This window comes from Holophaga foetida DSM 6591 (assembly GCF_000242615.2).
Lineage (GTDB): Bacteria > Acidobacteriota > Holophagae > Holophagales > Holophagaceae > Holophaga > Holophaga foetida.
Genome location: NZ_KI912269.1, coordinates 386023 through 403674, shown reverse-complemented (window position 1 = coordinate 403674; position 17652 = coordinate 386023). Strand labels below are relative to the sequence as shown.

General features: G+C 64.1%; 14 protein-coding genes. 7 read left to right on the top strand and 7 right to left on the bottom strand.

The genetic code is table 11. The features are described from left to right. Positions 1-258 precede the first annotated feature (258 nt). The 6 genes from HOLFODRAFT_RS0217225 (at position 259) to HOLFODRAFT_RS0217200 (ending at position 7365) form a co-directional block, all read left to right on the top strand. Positions 259-558: an aminotransferase class I/II-fold pyridoxal phosphate-dependent enzyme gene (locus HOLFODRAFT_RS0217225; RefSeq protein ID WP_005033344.1), complete on the top strand. Its 300-nt coding sequence runs from the start codon at positions 259-261 to the stop codon at positions 556-558. 390 nt (positions 559-948) lie between these two features. Beyond that, positions 949-1992: a 3-dehydroquinate synthase gene (aroB, locus tag HOLFODRAFT_RS22075; RefSeq protein WP_005033346.1), complete on the top strand. Its 1044-nt coding sequence runs from the start codon at positions 949-951 to the stop codon at positions 1990-1992. Beyond that, entirely contained in the window at positions 1989-3233 is a 1245-nt protein-coding gene (gene aroA / locus HOLFODRAFT_RS0217215; protein WP_005033349.1) for a 3-phosphoshikimate 1-carboxyvinyltransferase, read from the top strand. Before aroB ends, aroA begins: the two co-directional genes overlap by 4 nt. 276 nt (positions 3234-3509) lie before the next feature. Beyond that, positions 3510-4541, top strand: coding sequence for a uroporphyrinogen decarboxylase family protein (locus tag HOLFODRAFT_RS0217210; RefSeq protein ID WP_005033352.1), 1032 nt, complete (start codon positions 3510-3512; stop codon positions 4539-4541). Positions 4542-4665: 124 nt separating this feature from the next. Then, on the top strand, positions 4666-5667 hold the full coding sequence (locus tag HOLFODRAFT_RS0217205; RefSeq protein WP_005033354.1) for a chorismate synthase: 1002 nt from the start codon (positions 4666-4668) through the stop codon (positions 5665-5667). A 147-nt stretch (positions 5668-5814) separates the two neighbouring features. Further along, positions 5815-7365: an alkaline phosphatase gene (locus HOLFODRAFT_RS0217200; protein ID WP_005033357.1), complete on the top strand. Its 1551-nt coding sequence runs from the start codon at positions 5815-5817 to the stop codon at positions 7363-7365. 62 nt (positions 7366-7427) lie between these two features. Here the strand turns inward: HOLFODRAFT_RS0217200 and HOLFODRAFT_RS0217195 are convergent, their stop codons facing one another. Next, complete coding sequence (locus HOLFODRAFT_RS0217195; RefSeq protein ID WP_005033359.1) at positions 7428-8462, bottom strand: GGDEF domain-containing protein; 1035 nt, start codon at positions 8460-8462, stop codon at positions 7428-7430. 110 nt (positions 8463-8572) lie between these two features. Here HOLFODRAFT_RS0217195 and HOLFODRAFT_RS0217190 point away from each other — a divergent pair, with 110 nt between their 5' ends. Continuing rightward, positions 8573-9346 carry a tRNA threonylcarbamoyladenosine dehydratase gene (locus HOLFODRAFT_RS0217190; RefSeq protein WP_005033362.1) on the top strand — a complete coding sequence of 258 codons (774 nt, stop codon included), beginning with the start codon at positions 8573-8575 and terminating at the stop codon, positions 9344-9346. Positions 9347-9458: 112 nt separating this feature from the next. On the opposite strand, the gene HOLFODRAFT_RS0217180 is transcribed toward HOLFODRAFT_RS0217190, so the two are convergent. From HOLFODRAFT_RS0217180 to HOLFODRAFT_RS22060, 6 genes are all read right to left on the bottom strand, one after another. Beyond that, positions 9459-10655 (bottom strand): MFS transporter, encoded by a 1197-nt coding sequence (locus HOLFODRAFT_RS0217180; RefSeq protein ID WP_005033365.1) that lies wholly within the window; start codon positions 10653-10655, stop codon positions 9459-9461. 12 nt (positions 10656-10667) lie between these two features. After that, positions 10668-13082, bottom strand: a complete 2415-nt coding sequence (gene lon, locus HOLFODRAFT_RS22070; protein ID WP_005033367.1) for an endopeptidase La — start codon at positions 13080-13082, stop codon at positions 10668-10670. A 403-nt stretch (positions 13083-13485) separates the two neighbouring features. After that, on the bottom strand, positions 13486-14736 hold the full coding sequence (gene clpX, locus HOLFODRAFT_RS22065) for an ATP-dependent Clp protease ATP-binding subunit ClpX (RefSeq protein ID WP_005033369.1): 1251 nt from the start codon (positions 14734-14736) through the stop codon (positions 13486-13488). Between the two features lie 22 nt (positions 14737-14758). Continuing rightward, positions 14759-15226, bottom strand: a complete 468-nt coding sequence (locus HOLFODRAFT_RS0217165; RefSeq protein WP_005033371.1) for a GreA/GreB family elongation factor — start codon at positions 15224-15226, stop codon at positions 14759-14761. A gap of 187 nt (positions 15227-15413) precedes the next feature. Beyond that, positions 15414-15896 (bottom strand): Cys-tRNA(Pro) deacylase, encoded by a 483-nt coding sequence (gene ybaK, locus HOLFODRAFT_RS0217160; RefSeq protein ID WP_005033374.1) that lies wholly within the window; start codon positions 15894-15896, stop codon positions 15414-15416. Between the two features lie 3 nt (positions 15897-15899). After that, complete coding sequence (locus HOLFODRAFT_RS22060) at positions 15900-17573, bottom strand: B12-binding domain-containing radical SAM protein (protein WP_005033378.1); 1674 nt, start codon at positions 17571-17573, stop codon at positions 15900-15902. Between the last annotated feature and the right edge of the window lie 79 nt (positions 17574-17652).

Below are 17652 nucleotides of genomic sequence, written 5' to 3'. Positions count from 1 at the left end.
CACCTGAGCCGCACCCAGTGGGGTGTCCTCCGCTTCGGCCTACGGCCTACGCTCCAGACACCCCACGGGCTCATACAACAAGGGGGTCAATATTCGTGTCGCCGGGTGGGTTAATTTTCATGTCGCTTGACAGTCGTCTGGCGATGCGTCAACATCGCGATGACCAAGGAGCCTTCATTTACATGGAATTGCTAGCTTTCTTACTGCGCGGGCCCGCCACACGGCGCCACCCCCGCCGCGGAGCGGCTTCGTTCAACGGTGGAGTCCCTGCGGGTCCGCCGGGACCGCGCCCACGCGGCCCTTTCCGGTCTGCCTGGGGTTGCGGTGCAGCTTCCCCAGGGCGCCCTCTACCTATTCCCTGACGCCTCCGAATGGATGGCCAGCCATGGGGTCGCCAGCGATGGCGAGCTGGTGGCCCGGCTCCGGGACGAGGCCGGGGTCAAGACCCTCAGCGGCGGAGCCTTCGGGGCGCCGGGCCACCTGAGGCTCTCCATTGCCGCGCCGAGTGCCGAGCTGGAGAAGGGCGTGGAGCGGCTGAAGAGCTTCTTCGGGGCATGAACTGATCCACTAGGTGGGATTGGACTGACCTTTGGGTGTGCCGGAGAATCAGGAAATCAGCTGGGATGAACAGGATGAACAGGATAAAGCAATCAGCGGGCAACCATGGTTTACATAGGCGCTCCGGCCCGCCCCGCCATGCGGGGGCGCGCGGCAAAGCCGCACGCGTTCAAGAAGGGCGAGGGGGCTATGGCACGCGCGCGTGCCTCCGCCCCCTTGCCCTTCTTGAACCTGGCCAGAGCGCCGAGCCGCCTGTCAGCTGTTTTTCATCCCTTTTATCCCATGCATCCCAGCTCATGTCTTTTCCGGCCGAGCCAAACAGTTATTAATCGGGTTCGCCTATTCTCCGTGCCCTCTGTGTTGATCTTTTGAGATGACAGGAAAAATGCTATGAACGAACGCATTCTCACCGCCCCCACGGGCAGCTGCCGCATCCTGACGGATGCCCGGCTGGAAGACTTGAAGGCTCTGGCCCAGGGGCGTCGTGTGGTCGTGGTCACGGACGCCAATGTCTTTGCCGCCCAGGGGCACCGCCTGGCGGGCTTCGATGTGATTCAGGTAGGCCTGGGAGAATCGAACAAGACCCTCGCCACGGTGGAGGGGCTCTACGAGGCCTTCCTGGAACGGGAGCTGGACCGTTCCAGCCTGATCATCGGCGTCGGGGGCGGTATCGTCTGCGACATCACCGGTTTCGCGGCCTCCACCTACATGCGGGGCCTGCGCTTCGGCCTCGTTCCCACCACCCTCCTGGCCCAGGTGGACGCGGCCATCGGGGGCAAGAACGGTGTCAACTTCCATCGCTACAAGAACATGGTGGGAGTCATCCGTCAGCCTTCCTTCGTGCTGGTGGATCCCACGACCCTGGCGACCCTGCCGATCCGGGAAATCCGCTGCGGGCTCGCGGAAGTCGTGAAGTCCGCTGCCATCGCGGACCGCGAGCTCTTCGAGTGGCTGGAGCTTGAAGGGGAGCGGGTGGAGGCCCTGGAGCCCGAGGCCCTGGCCCGGGCTGCGGCCGGGGCCGTGGCGGTCAAGGCCCGGATTGTCCAGGAGGATGAGGAGGAGACCGGTGTCCGGATGCTCCTCAACCTGGGCCACACCCTGGGGCATGCCCTGGAGCAGACCCTTGCCCCGGGCAGCGTGACCCACGGCGAGGCCGTGGCCATGGGCATGGTGGCTGCAGCGCGGCTTTCGGTCCGGAAGCTGGGGCTTCCCGCCGAGGACGCGGAGCGGATCCAGCGCCTCCTGGAGCGCCTTGGCCTCCCCACGGGCGTGGGCGCGGAGCAGACCCGCACCGCCCTCCAGTCCATCCGCCAGGACAAGAAGCGCCGCGGCACGCAGATCCACTGGATCCTGCTGGAGTCCATCGGCAAGGGGCGAGTCTCTCCCCTTGAACTTGCGGATACCGAAGACCTGCTGCTGGGAGAAGGCGAATGATCCAGATCGCTCCGGGACCCGTGTCGGGCCGCCTCCGGGCTCCCGCCTCCAAGAGCCACGCCCAGCGCGTCCTGATTGCCGCATCCCTGGCGGAGGGCACGAGCCGCATCCTCAACCCCGGCAGTTCCGCAGATGTGCGGGCCTGTCTTTCGGTGATCCAGGCCCTGGGGGCCCAGGTGGAGGATCGGGGCCAGGAGCTCCTGATCCGCGGGGGGGGCCAGCCCGCCAGTGATCTCCTGGACTGTGGGGAATCGGGCTTCTGCCTTCGCTCCACTTCCGCCGTGGCGGCCCTCTTCGATCGCCGTCTAACCCTGGCGGGGCACGGCTCCCTGGCCACCCGTCCCGTGGATATGGTGGTGGACGCCCTGCGCCAGTTCGGGGTTCTGGTGGAGACCCGGGGGGGATGCCCTCCCGTGACCATCCAGGGCCCCCTTCGGGGCGGGCGTGCCGTCGTGGATGGCAGTTCCAGTAGCCAGTTCCTGAGCGGGCTGCTCCTGGCCCTGCCCAGGGCCCAGGGGGACAGCGAACTGGAGGTCCAGAACCTCCGCAGCGGCCCCTATGTGCAGATGACCCTGGATGTTCTCAAAGCCTTTGGGCTCCAGGCGGAGGCGACGGCGGATCTTTCCCGCTTCCGGATTCCCGGTCGCCAAGCCTACCGCGCCGCCACGGTGGATGTGGAGGGGGACTGGTCCGGGGCTGCCTTCCTGCTGGTGGCTGGGGCCATCGCCGGGGATGTGACGGTGGAGGGGCTTCTGGCCCACTCCGCCCAGGCGGACCGTGCCATCCTCGCTGCCCTGGAGGCCGCGGGGGCCGTGCCTGTATGGGAGCAGGGGGCTGTGCGGGTCCGCCGGACCGACCTGCGGGCCTTCGACTTTGATGCCACGGACTGCCCCGATCTCTTTCCTCCCCTGGCGGCCCTGGCCTGCCATTGCGAGGGGACAACGCGGATCCTGGGTGTGGATCGGCTGAAGCACAAGGAGAGCGACCGCGCAGCGGCCCTGTGCAAGGAATTGGGGGCCCTTGGGGCGGCGGTGGAGGTCCAGGGGAACCTGATGCTCGTTACCGGCGGGCCGCTGAGAGGTGCCACCGTGGACTCCCACAACGATCACCGCATCGCCATGGCCGCAGCTGTAGCGGCCCTGCGCTCCCAGTTCGGGGTGGCCATCGAGGGGGAAGGCTGTGTGGCCAAGTCCTATCCTGAGTTCTTCGAGGACCTGGCCACCCTGCAAGGCCACTCCTGATTCTTTACTTGTCTTAACAGAAACGGCGCCTGATGGCGCCGTTTCTGTTAAGGCAAGTAAAATGCTTGACCTTTTGTCGCACAAAAAAGATTGCAGGCTTCCGGTGTTGATCCGATGATATGACCAGAAGCAAGAATCCCTGAACCAGACCGGAACGGATGGGGTTGGGGACAAGCGAGAAGCGTTCAGCTGACCGACTACGGTTGCGTCAGCTCTAGTTTAGCCAGTTTTAGAGAAAATTATCTCGATAGATCGAGAGCAAATCTGGAGGACACCATGAAGCGCAACATGTACCAGTGGGTCAACGAAATCCTGGCTTCCCCCGAGCGGAAGGCCCTGCCCATCGTCACCTATCCCGGTGCCGACCTCACCGGCGGACGGATCATCGATATCGTCTGCAACGGCAAGGTGCAGTTCGAGTGCATCAAAGCCCTCTCCGATAAGTACCCCTCTGCGGCCGCCATCACCATCATGGATCTCTCCGCCGAGGCCGAGACCTTCGGCAGCCCCGTGAAGTTCTCGGACCACGAGGCCCCCACCGTCACCGCCCCCATCGTCACCGACAAGGCCGCCATCGAAGCCCTCCAGGTGCCCAAGGCCGGCCTGATGCGCACCGAGGCCTACCTGAAGGCCGCCGAACTCGCCGCCGAGAAGATCACCGATCGCCCCACCCTGGGCGGCGTCATCGGGCCCTTCTCCCTGGCGGGCCGCCTCTTCGATGTCACCCAGATCATGATCGCCGTGCGCCGCGACCCTGAGATGATCCACACCCTCATGGCCAAGTGCACCCAGTACGTGACGGAATACATCCTGGAGTTCAAGAAGGCCGGTGCCAACGGCGTGGTCATGGCCGAGCCCACCGCCGGACTGCTCTCCCCCGCCATGTGCAAGACCTTCGCCTTCGACTACGTGAAGCAGATCGTGGACCAGGTCCAGGACGAGAACTTCATCGTGGTGCTTCACAACTGCGGCCACGCGGTGAAGCAGGTTCCTGCCATGGTGGAAACGGGCTCCAAGGTGCTCCACTTCGGCAACGCGGTGGACATGATGGAGATCATGCCCCAGATCCCCGCCGATGTGGTGGCCTGCGGCAACATTGATCCCTCCAATGTCATGCGCATGGGCAGCACCGAGATGGTCCGCGAGAAGGTCTCCGAGCTCCTGGCCAAGACGGCCTCCTACAAGACCTTCGTGCTCTCCACCGGTTGCGATGTGCCCCCCGGCAGCCCCCAGGCCAACGTGGAAGAGTTCTTCTCGGCCCTGGTCGACTACAACCGCGCCCAGGCCACTGTGGCCAAGGAGGCCTGAAGACGGGTTCCGATTCCATCATTTCCACTCCTCCAGGGGGATCCCGCATCGTGCGGGATCCCCTTTTCCGTTGGAGGGTTTGAAAAGATGGCCCGGCGGTGTACTTTTCGTACAGGGAGTTCTGATGAACACGTTCGGTCGGCTTTTCCGCATCTCCATCCTCGGCGAGTCCCACGGGGCCTGTGTGGGCGTTCTCCTGGACGGCGTTCCCGCAGGGCTGGTCCTCTCGGATGATGATTTCACGGCGGACATGGAGCGCCGCAAGGGGGGCAAGGCCCCGGGGACGACGCCCCGCCAGGAGGAGGACAAGCCCATGCTCCAGGCGGGTTTCTTCGAAGGGCGCACCACCGGAGCCCCACTGCTCATCCTCTTTGAGAACCGCAACACCCGATCCGGCGCCTACGAGGGGCTACAGAACACCCCTCGTCCAGGCCATGCCGACTGGGTGGCCCAGAAGAAATACGGAGGCTATGCGGATATGCGTGGCAGCGGGCACTTCTCCGGGCGGCTCACGGCTGGGCTGGTGGCTGCGGGGGTCATCGCCAAGAAGCTGATGGAACCCATCCAGATCGAGGCCACCCTGCTGGAAGTGGGAGGCCGCAAGGATATCCCCCAGGCGGTGGCCGAGGCCATGGCCGCCGAGGACTCCATCGGGGGACTGGTGGAGTGCCGGGTCAAGGGGCTTCCGGCGGGCCTTGGGGAACCCTTCTTCGATTCCGTGGAATCCCTCCTGGCCCATGGGGCCTTCTCCATCCCCGCCATCAAGGCCATCGAGTTCGGGGATGGTTTCGCCGCTGCCCAGGCCCGGGGCAGCGAGTTCAACGATGCCATCGAGAACGTGGAGGGTCACACCCGGACCAACCGCTCCGGGGGCATCAACGGGGGCATCTCCAACGGCAATGAACTGGTCTTCCGGGTGGCGGTGAAGCCCACCTCCAGCATCAATGCGGTCCAGCGCACCGTGGACATGACCACCGGGGAGCAGACGGATCTCTCGGTGGGTGGACGCCATGACGCCTGCATCGCCCTCCGGGTGCCTGTGGTGCTGGAAGCCATGACGGCCCTGGTGCTCACGGACCTCCTGATGCAGGAGGGGCGGATCGAGCGGGTGCTGGGGCAGGGCTGAGGGACCCCTTTCTGTGGACTGCCTTCAGCCGATGGCCCTGGCTTCGGCTTTGGGACCAGTCTTTGTTGTGGGAGCAAGGATGTTACGTACTGTGTGTTTGTAATTCATGATCGGGGTGGACCCTTGGGTAATCACTTCGGAGATCCCATGCAGAAACCTATCACCGCCCTGACTGCTCTCGCTGCCATTCTGGCCTCTGCCACCATCGGGTGCGGCGGTTCCTCCAGTTCTTCACAAGCCGCTACGGAAGTTCAAAGTCCCAAGCACGTCATCCTCATCATCGGGGACGGTATGCAGATGGAGCATGAGGTGGCTGCCAGCCGTTACCTGACTGGGACGGATGACGGCCTGGCCTTCCACGCCTTCCCCTTCCAGTCCTATGTCTCCACCTGGGATGTGACTGCGTACAACAAGTACGCCTCGTTCAACGGTACCGCCTCCTATGCCCCTGGGGCCGTGGATGCCTCCACGGGCTACGACATCACCCTGGGAGGCGTGGCCCCCTATCCCGTGGATACGGCGGATCACTCCTCCTACTTCTACCTGAACAGCACCCTGGGGTGGCCTGCCACGGACAGCGCCAGCGCCGCCACGGCCATGTCTACGGGGTACAAGACCGATGATGGCAATATCGCCTGGCTGAGCGGGGATCCCAGCACCGGCGGCAACCGGACAGCCAACAATGGCAGCCTCAAGACCATCGCCGAGATCGCCCGCGAAGAGAGGGGCATGGCCATCGGTGTGGTGAGCACCGTGCCCTTCAACCATGCAACCCCCGCTGGCTTCGTGAGCCACAACGTCAACCGGAACAACTACTACATCGGTTACAAGAGCGCCACGACCGGCATCGCCGATGAGATCATCAGCACCATCAAGCCCGAGGTCGTCATCGGTGGTGGGCATCCCCTTCTGGACAATCCTGCTTATTCGACGACCAAGGGATATATCTCACAGTCCCTCCACAACACCCTGAAGGCTTCCTCCGACTTTGTCTTCGCGGAACGCGCCACCGGGATGAACGGCAGCATCACCCTTGCCCAGGCGGCGGACACGGCGGTGGCTGGTGGCAAGAAGCTCTTCGGGCTCTACGGCGGCGCCGGTGGGAATTTCGAATACCATGTGCCCACGGATACCCCCGGTTCGCCGAGCGTCGCCCGCGGCAGCTACGAGAATCCCGAGCTGAAGGATGCGAGCGTCGCGGCGCTCAAGGTCCTCAGCCAGAACGAGAAGGGCTTCTTCCTCATGATCGAGCAGGGGGATATCGATTGGGCCAACCATGCCAACCAGTACGAGAACATGATCGGCTGCATGTATGACCTCAATGAGACCGTGAAGTCCGTGGTTTCCTACGTGGATCAGCCCGGCGATGACATCGATTGGACCAACACCCTCCTCATCGTGACCTCGGACCACTCCAACAGCTTCATGCGCCTGAGCACCACCAATACCCTGGGGATCGGCGATCTGCCCCCCACGGATGCCACCGAGCGGGCCAACTATGTGACCTATGGCACCACCGGGCACACCAATGAACTGGTCACCATCTACGCCAAGGGGCCGACTGCTGCTCTGACCACCCTCAGCAGTAACTATCGCACCTGGTACAACGCGGACATCCTGGACAACACTCACCTGTTCCACAGCATGGCCACCTTCATCGGCGCTCCCAAGACTTCGCCCCTGACCGTGACGCAGTAAGGTTCTGCCGCATCGCAGCAGGCGCAGCGGATGGTGTCCATCTGTTGCGCCTGCTTTTGTGGCTAGGCTCTTTCCACCCGGTTCCTTCCCGCCGCCTTGCCGCGATAGAGGGCCTCATCTGCCCGGCCCAGGGCCTGGGCAAAGCTCCCGGTGGGGCCACCCTGGCTGAGGCCGAAGGTCATGGTGAGAGGGATGAGCGCTCCTTCGTAGCGGATCTCGAGCTGGGCGAGGTGGCTCCGGATGCGTTCCGCCGCCTCGACACCCGCCTCCAGGGTGGTTTCGGGGAGCAGGATCAGGAACTCCTCGCCGCCCCAGCGGGCCACTTGGTCCTCGGCTCGGATCGAGCCCAGGAGGCATTCGGAGACGGATTTCAGGGCCTGGTCGCCGCCGTAGTGGCCATGGCGGTCGTTGATGGCCTTGAAGTGATCGATGTCCCCCAGGATGACCGTGAATGGCCGCTGGTGGCGCTCATGACTGTTCTGGACCATGGCTGCCAGCTCTTCCATCCGCCGTCGGTTCATGAGCCCCGTCAAGGGGTCCGTGCTGGCCATTCCCAGCAGCCTTCGGGTCATGGTCGCGATGGCCTTGTTGTGGTGGAAGGCTGTGGTGGCGATGAAGATGCACAGGGCCGCTTCGTTCAATTTGACGACCACATGCATCGAGGCCGTCGGCAGGGGCCACCAGGGAGCCATGGATCCCAGCCAGGGCACCAGACCCAGGTAGAACCCCATCATCAGGATGGGCGGGAAGAACTTGGCCATCAGGGTGTCTCGCCCTTCGGGATTGCCCAGGAAGAGGAGGGTCAAGGCATAGTAATGGAAACCTGCCTCGCGGCCCACCCCCAGGACAGCCACCGCCGAGAATGCCAGGGTCGTGATCCAGATGAAGGTGAACAGGCACTCGGCGTGTCTCCATGGCATCCGTGAGCGGGCCCAGCCAAGGGTGGCCAGGAAGGCGCAAGTGGTCAGGGCCATGGGCCAGTTCCCCAGGACGAGGAATACCGCCAGGAAGACGGCATACAAGCCCAGCGCCACGAGATTGCCTCGGCGAGCCAGGAGCCAGTAGTGTTCCAGGATGATGGGAGACATGTCGGGCATGGGCGGATCCCGCCACCAATCTCGGTTGGACCGGCTCCCTGCGCAATGTGTCGGGTTGGCCGGGGCCGGTCCCTTGAGTAAGCTGAAGGGCTGGCCTGAAGAGGGGAAGCATGTCGTACGCGCTGTCGAGGACTGAACTGCTGCTGGGGGCCGAGGCTCTGGAGCGGCTCCAGCGGAGCAGGGTGGCCATCTTCGGCGTGGGGGGGGTTGGCAGTTTCGCCGCCGAGGCCCTGGTCCGGGCGGGGGTGGGGCACTTCGTCCTGGTGGATCACGACTGCATCTGCCAGACCAATCTCAACCGCCAGCTCCACGCCACCATGCGCACCATCGGCCAGTTCAAGGTGGAGGCCATGAAGGCCCGGATGCTGGAGATCAATCCCGAGGCGAAGATCGAAGCGATCCGGGACTTCTACAACCCCGGCAGGGCCGATGAGCTGATCGGGGAGGGATTCGACTACATCCTGGACTGCATCGATACGGTCACCGGCAAGCTGGACCTGATCCAGGAGGCCAAGCGGCGCGAGATCCCCATCATCAGCGCCATGGGGGCCGGCAATAAGCTGGATCCCACCGGCTTCGAGGTGACGGACCTCTCCAAGACCATCAACTGCCCCCTGGCCAAGATCCTGCGCAAGGAGCTCCGCAAGCGGGGCATCCGCCACCACAAGGTGGTCTACTCCCAGGAGGAGGCTCTGGTGCCGGACAAGGGGGAAGACACCGGATGCCCGGCGGACTGCAGCTGCCCCAAGAAGGGCGAGCCTGCCATCACCTCCCGCCGTCAGCTCCCGGGCAGCGTCTCGTTTGTTCCCGGGGTGGTGGGCATGATCATGGCTGGGGAGGTGATCAAGGACCTGATTCGCAAGCCCCTCGGTGATGGAGAATAGCCCCCTCCTGAGTGCCGCCCGTCAGTGCCTGGAGGCCGCCGGGGCCAGGGGCATGGGGGATGAGGACTACAGGGCCATCATCCGGCTGCTGGGAGAATGAAAGGGCTCCCCCTCACCTCTGGGGGGAACCCCCCTTGGAGGACGTGCGATCGAGGAGAAGGATGAGGCTGGCCAGAAGGCAGAGGGCGATGGCAAAGGTGCCGACGCCGCACCAACCGTAGGTCTTCCAGGCCAGCATGGCAGCGGCGGCGCCGAAGCTCCCCCCCAGGAACATGCCCACCATGAAGAGGGTATTCACGCGGTTCTTGGCCTCGGGGCGGAGGCTGTAGACCATTTGCTGGTGGGCGATCAGGGAGCTCTGCACCCCGAAGTCGAGGATGATGACTCCGGCCACCAGGCCCGCCAGGCTGCTCCAGCCCAGCATGACCAGCCAGGCCACGAGGGCGCATGCAGCGCCGAGCATCACGACCGAACGGGCGCCCCGGCGGTCTGCCTGCCGCCCAGCCAGGGGGGCCACCATGATGCCAACGGTGCCCACGATACCGAAGAGTCCTGCGACATCCGCACCCCGGGAGAGGGGGGGAGCCTCCAGGTGCAGGGCGAGAGTGGTCCAGAAGGCGTTGAAAACGGCGAAGAGGCAGCCCTGGATGATCGTGGCGCGCCTCAGGCGGGGCTCCTCAAGCCAGAGTCTTCCCACGGAGGCCATCAGGGAACCGTAGCCCATGGAGACGGAGGGCCGGATGGAAGGCAGGATCCTGGTGGACAGGGCCCCCAGGAGGGCCAGAGGGACACCTATGCCGAACATGGCCCGCCAGCCCCAGTGGGCGGCGACGAAGCCCGCCAGGGTCCGACTCAAAAGGATCCCGCAGAAGAGGCCGCTCATCACTGCGCCGACCACGGCCCCCCGCTTCTCCTCTGGAGCGAGGGCCGCAGCCAGGGGCACGATCTGCTGGACCACCGAGGTGCCTGCACCGATGAGAAAGGATATGGTGAGCAGGGACCAGCTGCCCGGCGCGAGAGCCGCGCACCCGAGGGTCACCGCCAGGGCCAGGAACTGGGTCAGGATGAGCTTCCGGCGCTCGAAGAGGTCCCCCAGGGGCACCAGGAGCAGGAGGCCCACCGCGTACCCCAGCAGCGTGAGGGTGGGGATCAATCGGGTGGTGGTGTCCCCCGGGAAGCTGCGGCCGATGACCCCCAGCATGGGCTGGTTGTAGTAGAGGTTCGCCACGCCCATGGCGGTGACGAGGGCGAGGATGAAAACCAGACTGCGGCTGGGGCCTGCCTGTGGGGACGCCGCTCGTGAATCCATCTTGTCATCCATTCAGTGGGTGGCCGACGGCCGAGGGCTGTTGGGGCTGGCTCCCTGGGCCGGTGCCTCTCCACTCCGCCTCGGCTCCGGGAGACGGGTCAAGGCCAGGGGGATCACCTCGTCCATGTGGCTTACGAGGTGGATGCTGAGCTGTTCCCGGACCTCGGCGGGAACCTCTTCCAGGTGGCGGGCGTTCTCGCTGGGGATGAGGACGGCCCGGCAGCCCATCCGGTGGGCCGCCAGGAGCTTCTCCTTGAGGCCTCCGATGGGGAGCACCATGCCCCGGAGGGTGAGTTCACCGGTCATGGCCAGGTCCCCCCGTACGGGGATGCCTGTGAGGGCGGAGATCAGCGCCGTGGCCAGGGTGATCCCGGCGCTGGGACCGTCCTTGGGGATGGCCCCCTCGGGGACATGGACGTGGAGTTCCAGCTTCTCCATGAAGTCCGGGGCCAGCCCGAGGCGCTCGGCCCGGGTGCGCACGAAAGAGAGGGCGATCTGGGCGCTCTCCTGCATGACCTCCCCCAGTTTGCCCGTGAGCTTGAGATTGCCCTTGCCCGGAAGGGTGGCGGCCTCGATGGTGAGAAGATCGCCCCCGGTGGAGGTCCAGGCCAGGCCGTTGACTACCCCCGGGAGGGCCTGGACGTCGGGGCGGGTTTCCAGGAAGTGTTCGGGTCCCAGGAGCTTGGGCAAACGCTCCCGGCCCACCTCGGGTTCGAAGGGTTCCTGGTCAGCCTTGTCGGGCTGGAGGCTGTGACGGGCCAGCTTTCTCAGGATGGCGGAGATCTCCCGTTCCAGTTGCCGGACTCCGGCCTCCTTGGTGTAGGCCTGGATGATCTTCTCCAGGGCTGGATCCTGGAAGTGGATCGCCATGTCCTGCATGCCGTGGCGCTCAAGGGACTTGGGCACCAGATGCTGCTGGGCGATGGCCAGCTTCTCCTTGAGGGTGTAGCCGCTCAGTTCGATGACCTCCAGGCGGTCGTCCAGGGCCGCCGGGATGTTGTGGCGCACGTTGGCGGTGCACAGGAACATCACCTGACTCAGGTCGAAGCCCAGGTCCAGGTAGTGGTCCTGGAAGGCGCCGTTCTGTTCTGGATCCAGGACCTCCAGGAGGGCCGAGGCCGGATCTCCCCGGTAATCCGAAGCCATCTTGTCGATCTCGTCCAGGAGCATGAGGGGATTGCGCACCGCAGCCTTCTTCATGAGGCTGATGATGCGGCCGGGCATGGACCCGATGTAGGTGCGGCGGTGTCCCCGGATCTCCGCCTCATCCCGCACTCCGCCGAGGGAGAAGCGCACGAAGGGGCGGTTCAGGGCCCGGGCGATGCTGCGGGCCAGACTGGTCTTGCCCACGCCTGGAGGGCCCACCAGGCAGAGGATGGGGCCCCGGAGCCCGCCGCCCTTGGAGCTGTCCTTCAGGCGGCGCATGACTGCCAGGTACTCAAGGACCCGGGCCTTGACCTTCTCCAGGCCTGCGTGGTCCTCGTCGAGGATCTGTTCGGCGCCGTCCAGGTCCAGGTGATCCTCGGCGGTGGCTTTCCAGGGCAGGGCGAGGAGCCAGTCGATGTAGGTGCGGGAAACCGTGGCCTCGGCGCTCTGGGGGGGCATGGCCTCCATCCGCTCCAGTTCCTCCAGGGCCTTCTTCTCGGCCTCTTCGCTCATTCCGGCTTCCAGGATCCGTTCCTTGAGCCGGGTGCCCTCGTCCTTCTCTCCCTTCTTGCCCAGTTCTTGCTGGATGACCCGCATCTTCTCGTTGAGGACGTACTGCTTGTGATCCTCGTCCAGGCGCTGCTGGGTCTTGGCCTCCACCTCCCGGTCCACGGCATGGCGGGCGGCGTCCATCTCCACCAGTTTGAGGAAGGTGTGGAGCCGGGGCTCGATCTCCAGCTGCTCCAGGATGCTCTGCTTCTCCTTGACCTCCACCGGCAGCAGGCCTGCCACCGTATCCACGGCCCTGCCGAGGGGGAGCTCCCTGAGCTGGTCCATGGAGAGGAGTCGGCTGGCATCGGCGTTGCGGGCCAGGAGATTCTCGACGGTCTGATGGAAGGTCGCCAGGAGGGGGGCTTCGCCCAGGGCGGTGGGCTCGTCCAGGAGGGTCACCTCGGCCTTGATGACTTCATCCTGGTCCAGGTAGCGCTCCAGCTTCACCCGGGCGATGCCCTTCACCCCCACCTTGTAGTAGTCCTTGGGCAGGGCGATGAGGGATTCCACCAGGGCCAGGGTGCCAGTGGCGTAGAGGGTCTCCTGCTTGGGCTCATCCTCCTTGGGCTCGCGCTGGGTGAGGAGCACGAGGTGGTCCCCGGCCTTGATGGCCTGCTCGAGGGTGCGGACCGAAGCTCGGCGCCCTACGACGAAGGGCACCCGGGACCCCGGAAAGAGGACCATGTCGCGGATGGGGATGGCGGGAAGGGTGAGGGTCTTGTTGGTCATGGTTTCAGCTCGTTCAGGTCCCGGGGGGACCAGGATCACTAGGATAGCCATTCCTGTCATTGGATGATGGCTGTCCCGTCTTCGAGTCAAGTCGAGTTGTGTCGAGTTGTGTCGAGTTGTATTGATTTATTTATTGTTAAACCCTGACTGCCTCAAAGTTGCCATAAGCCCGTGTGTGGCTTCTTTTATGTTGCAAATATTGCTTTTATCCTGTAAATCCTGTGTATCCTGTTTTAAAAAAGAACAGGATACACAGGATTTACAGGATAAATAGATATTAAGATTAAAAAACGCCCCTTCCTGATCCTGTGATCCAAAGGGCCAGGGTCCGGCGAAAAAATGGGCGCGGATGGAATGCCTTTCCGGCTTCCCTCCGTGCCCCTTTTTTCGCGTGGGTTGCTTTCTACCCTGCGGCTTCGACCTCTTCTGGAGGCAGTCCCATCACTTCCAGCACCCGTTCCCGGGTGATGCGCAAGGGGGTCTTGCCGGTGCGCTCTTCGCTGGGCAGCTCGAACATGGGTTCGAGCAGGATCTGCTCCAGCATGGAGCGCAGGCCGCGGGCCCCGAGCTTGCGGGTCATGGCTTGATCGGCGATGGCTTCCAGGGCGGAATCCTCGAAGGAGAGTTCCACATCGTCCATGTCCAGCAGCTTGGCGAACTGCTTGGTGAGGGCGTTCTTGGGCTGAGTGAGGATGCGCACCAGGGCCTCGCGGTCCAGGGGATCCAGGGTGGCGAGCACCGGGAGGCGGCCCACCAGTTCGGGGATCAGGCCGTACTTGACGATATCCTCGGGCTCCACCAGCTTCAGATACTCTTCCTTGTCCACCTTGCTGCTCACCTGGGCCCCGAAACCCACGGCCTTGGCCCGGACGCGCTGCTTGACGACATCCTCAAGGCCCACGAAGGCGCCGCCGCAGATGAAGAGGATGTTGGTGGTGTCCACCTGGATGAACTCCTGGTGGGGGTGCTTGCGGCCGCCCTGGGGGGGGACATTAGCCACGGTGCCTTCCACCAGCTTGAGGAGGGCCTGCTGGACGCCTTCGCCGCTCACATCACGGGTGATGGAGGGGTTCTCGCTCTTGCGGCCCACCTTGTCGATCTCGTCGATGAAGACGATGCCCCGCTGAGCCCGCTCCAGGTCGTAATTGGCCGCCTGGAGGAGCTTGGTGAGGATATTCTCCACATCCTCGCCCACATAGCCTGCCTCGGTGAGGGTGGTGGCGTCGGCCATGGCCAGGGGCACGTCGAGGAAACGGGCCAGGGTCTGGGCCAGGAGCGTCTTGCCGGTGCCCGTGGGGCCGATGAGCATGATGTTGCTCTTGGCCAGTTCCACCTCGGTGGCGATTCCCAGGCCACGCTTGGGCACCATGATGCGCTTGTAGTGGTTGTAGACCGCGACGGAGAGGCGCTTCTTGGCGGCATCCTGTCCGATCACATAGTCGTCCAGGAACGCCTTGATCTCCTTGGGCCGTGCCAGGCGCCCCTTGTGGGGGTCGGAGGTCTTGCCTCCCTGGCGGCTCATGCGGAGCTGGAGCTGACCCTGTTCGACGCACTCATTGCAGATGAAGGCGGAGGGACCGGCGAGAAGCTGCTCCACTTCATGGGGAGCCTTCCCGCAGAAGTTGCACCGCTGGTCCCGTTTGGACTTGGTCATGGGATCTCCAGGCTGATCGTCTCTACTGATTGTGGATCGTGGTGAGTTCGATGACTTCAAAACGCTTGGTGCCGGCGGGGATCTTGATCCGGACCTCGGCTCCCTCTTCCAGGCCCACGAGCGCCATCCCGATGGGGGAGCTGATGCTCAGGAGATCGGACGCGTTACCCAGTTCTTCGGGAAGAACAAGTCGGTAGGTTACTTCCTTTTCTGAGTCCAGGTCCAGGAGGGTCACCCGGGTGCCGTAGGCGACCTTGTCCTTGGGTAGGCGCGTGATATCCAGGCTGGCGATCTCGGCGATTCGCTTTTCCATGGCCACGACCTTCGCCTGGAACATGTCACGCTTCGACAGGGCCTGTTCGTATTCCGCGTTCTCGGACAGGTCGCCCTGGGAAGCCGCCGAGGCGATCTCCTTGGGGATTTCCACCAGCAGAGCGTGCTTGAGGTCTTTGAGTTCGGCCTCGAGCTTTGCAAGTACGTGCTTGGGCATAGTGTTTCCGGATAGAAGGGCGAAGGCCCCGGGACGTGGAAAAAGTCGGCACCCGAAATGGGGTGACGGGGTTTGAAAGGCATATAAAAAAAAGGGGCGCCTCGGAGGTGCGAGGCGCTGAGAACTTTATGCTACCAGAACCCGGGCAACGCTCGGGATTTCTTTCCAGGATGCGATTCTTCGATCATCAACCCTCGATGGAAACGTCTACCAGCGTGGGTTTCAGGACCCTTTCCAGGTCCCCTGGGGCCATCGCCACCAGGAAGCCCCGGGAGCCGCCATTGATGTAGATGCGCTCCAGATCCAAGATGCTGCGTTCCACGTGAACGGGCATCGCCTTCCGGGTGCCGAAGGGGCTGGTGCCCCCCACCAGGTAGCCGCTGTGCTTCTGGGCCACCTCGGGCTTGCAGATCTGAACGGCCTTGGCTCCGATCTGTCTCGCCAGGGCCTTGGTGGAAACCTCCCGATCCCCGTGCATGAGCACGATGAGGGGGTGGCCAGCCTCATCCTCCAGAATGAGGGTCTTGATCACGGCATGCTCGTCCACCCCCAGTTCCCGTGCCGGGACAGCTGTGCCCCCGTGGTCCTCATAGCGGTACAGGTGTTCGGAATAGGTGATGCTCTGCTGACGGAGCAGCCGGGTGGCGGCCGTGGAGGGGGCTTTGGACATGATTCAGCTCTGTCGCGCGTGTGTGGTCGTCCGAAGCTCTAGCAGGGCGGCTTCGGCATAGGTCCTGAAATCTTTGTCGATCCGGTTGCACCGGCGCCGGAGGTGGGCCAGGGCCCTTTCCCGGTAGGCTTGGCCGCTGTGGGATTCCAGGGCGTGGCGAACCCGTTCCAGGCCCCGTTTGAAACGGTCCAGTTCCACCATGGCCCGGGTGACCTTGAAGTAGTGATGGCCCTTCACGGCCATCGTGACGATCTCCGTTGCCATCCGGGGCTTGCGGAGCAGGCTCCTCAATAGGAAGGACCAGTAGGCCAGGGAATACCGGGAGAATCCCTGGATGAGGAGGGATCGGAGGCAGGCCCGGACCTCGGGCAGGCCGATGTGGCGGCTGGAGTTCCGATGCACCTTGAGTCGCTTGAGGAGCTCCTGGCAGCGGGCGAAGTAGTGGCTCGGCGTATAGAGCTCCATGAGGACGCGCTTGTAGCCCGCCAGCAGAGTGGCTCGATCCATCCTGGGCTCGAAGTTCAGGCTCAGGTCGTGGGTGTTGTCTCCCCCGGAGATGCTGAGGATGCGCCCTTCCTCCTCTAGTCGATGGTGGAGCTGGGTTCCGGGGAGGGCTGTCAGGAGCCCCATCATGGCGGTGGGGATGGCGGCCTGCTGGATGAAGCGGAGCTGGCGGTCGAAAATATCGGTCTGGTCCCCGTCGAAGCCGACGATGAAGCCAGCCGTCACCTCCATCCCCTTGTCCTGGATCCGACGCACCGCCGCCACGAGGTCCGTGCGCAGGTTCTGGCGTTTGCCGATGGCCGCCAGGGTCTCCGCATCCGGTGTTTCGATGCCAAGAAAGACCATGTTGAAGCCTGCCGCCACCATGAGGTCCAGAAGCTCCTCGTCTTCCGCCAGGAGCAGGCTGGCCTCGGTGAAGAGGGTGAAGGGGTAGTCGTGGGCTTTCTGCCAGAGTTCCAGCTCGGCCAGCAGGGTTTTGACTGCCCGGCTGTTGCCGATGAAGTTGTCATCCACCACGAAGAGGGAGCCTCGCCAGCCCATGGTGTAGAGCCCCTCGCATTCCGCCAGGAACTGGGCGGGGGTCTTGCACCTGGGGCGATGCCCGAAGAGGGCGGTGATATCGCAGAATTCGCAGGCGTGGGGGCAGCCCCTGGAGAACTGGAGGGCCATGGCGGCGTACTGGTGCGGCTTGACGAGATCCCAGCGGGGCGGCGGGGTGCAGGTGAGGTCGGCCTTCTCGTCGCTCTGGTAGACGGGTTTGGGGCAGCCCTGCTGGTAGTCTTCCAGGAAGGCCGCCAGTGTGACTTCCGCCTCGTTGAGGATGAAATGGTCGACGCCCTTGATCTGTCTCCAGGAGGCGGTGGGGTGCGGTCCTCCAGCCACCACAGGCACGCCGCAGTGGTTGCAGAGGGCGATGATCTCATTCAGGGATTCGCTCTGGATGAGCATGGATGAGGTGAGGACCAGATCGGCGGTGGCCACCGCGGACTCGTCCATCTCCTCGATATTCAGGTCCACCAACCGCAGGTTCCAGTCCTTCGGGAGCATGGCGGCGACGGTCAGGAGCCCCAGGGGTGGAAAGGCGGAGCGCCTTCCCAGGAAAGGGACGGCGTACTTCATGCTCCAGTAGGTCGGAGGCACGCGGGGATAGATCAGAAGCGCTTCAATGGGCATTGCACCACCTCAGAAGGGCCTCGTGGGAACCCAGGGGTTCCCAGGACTCGCGATCTACGTTGCTCCTGAAAAGTCAATT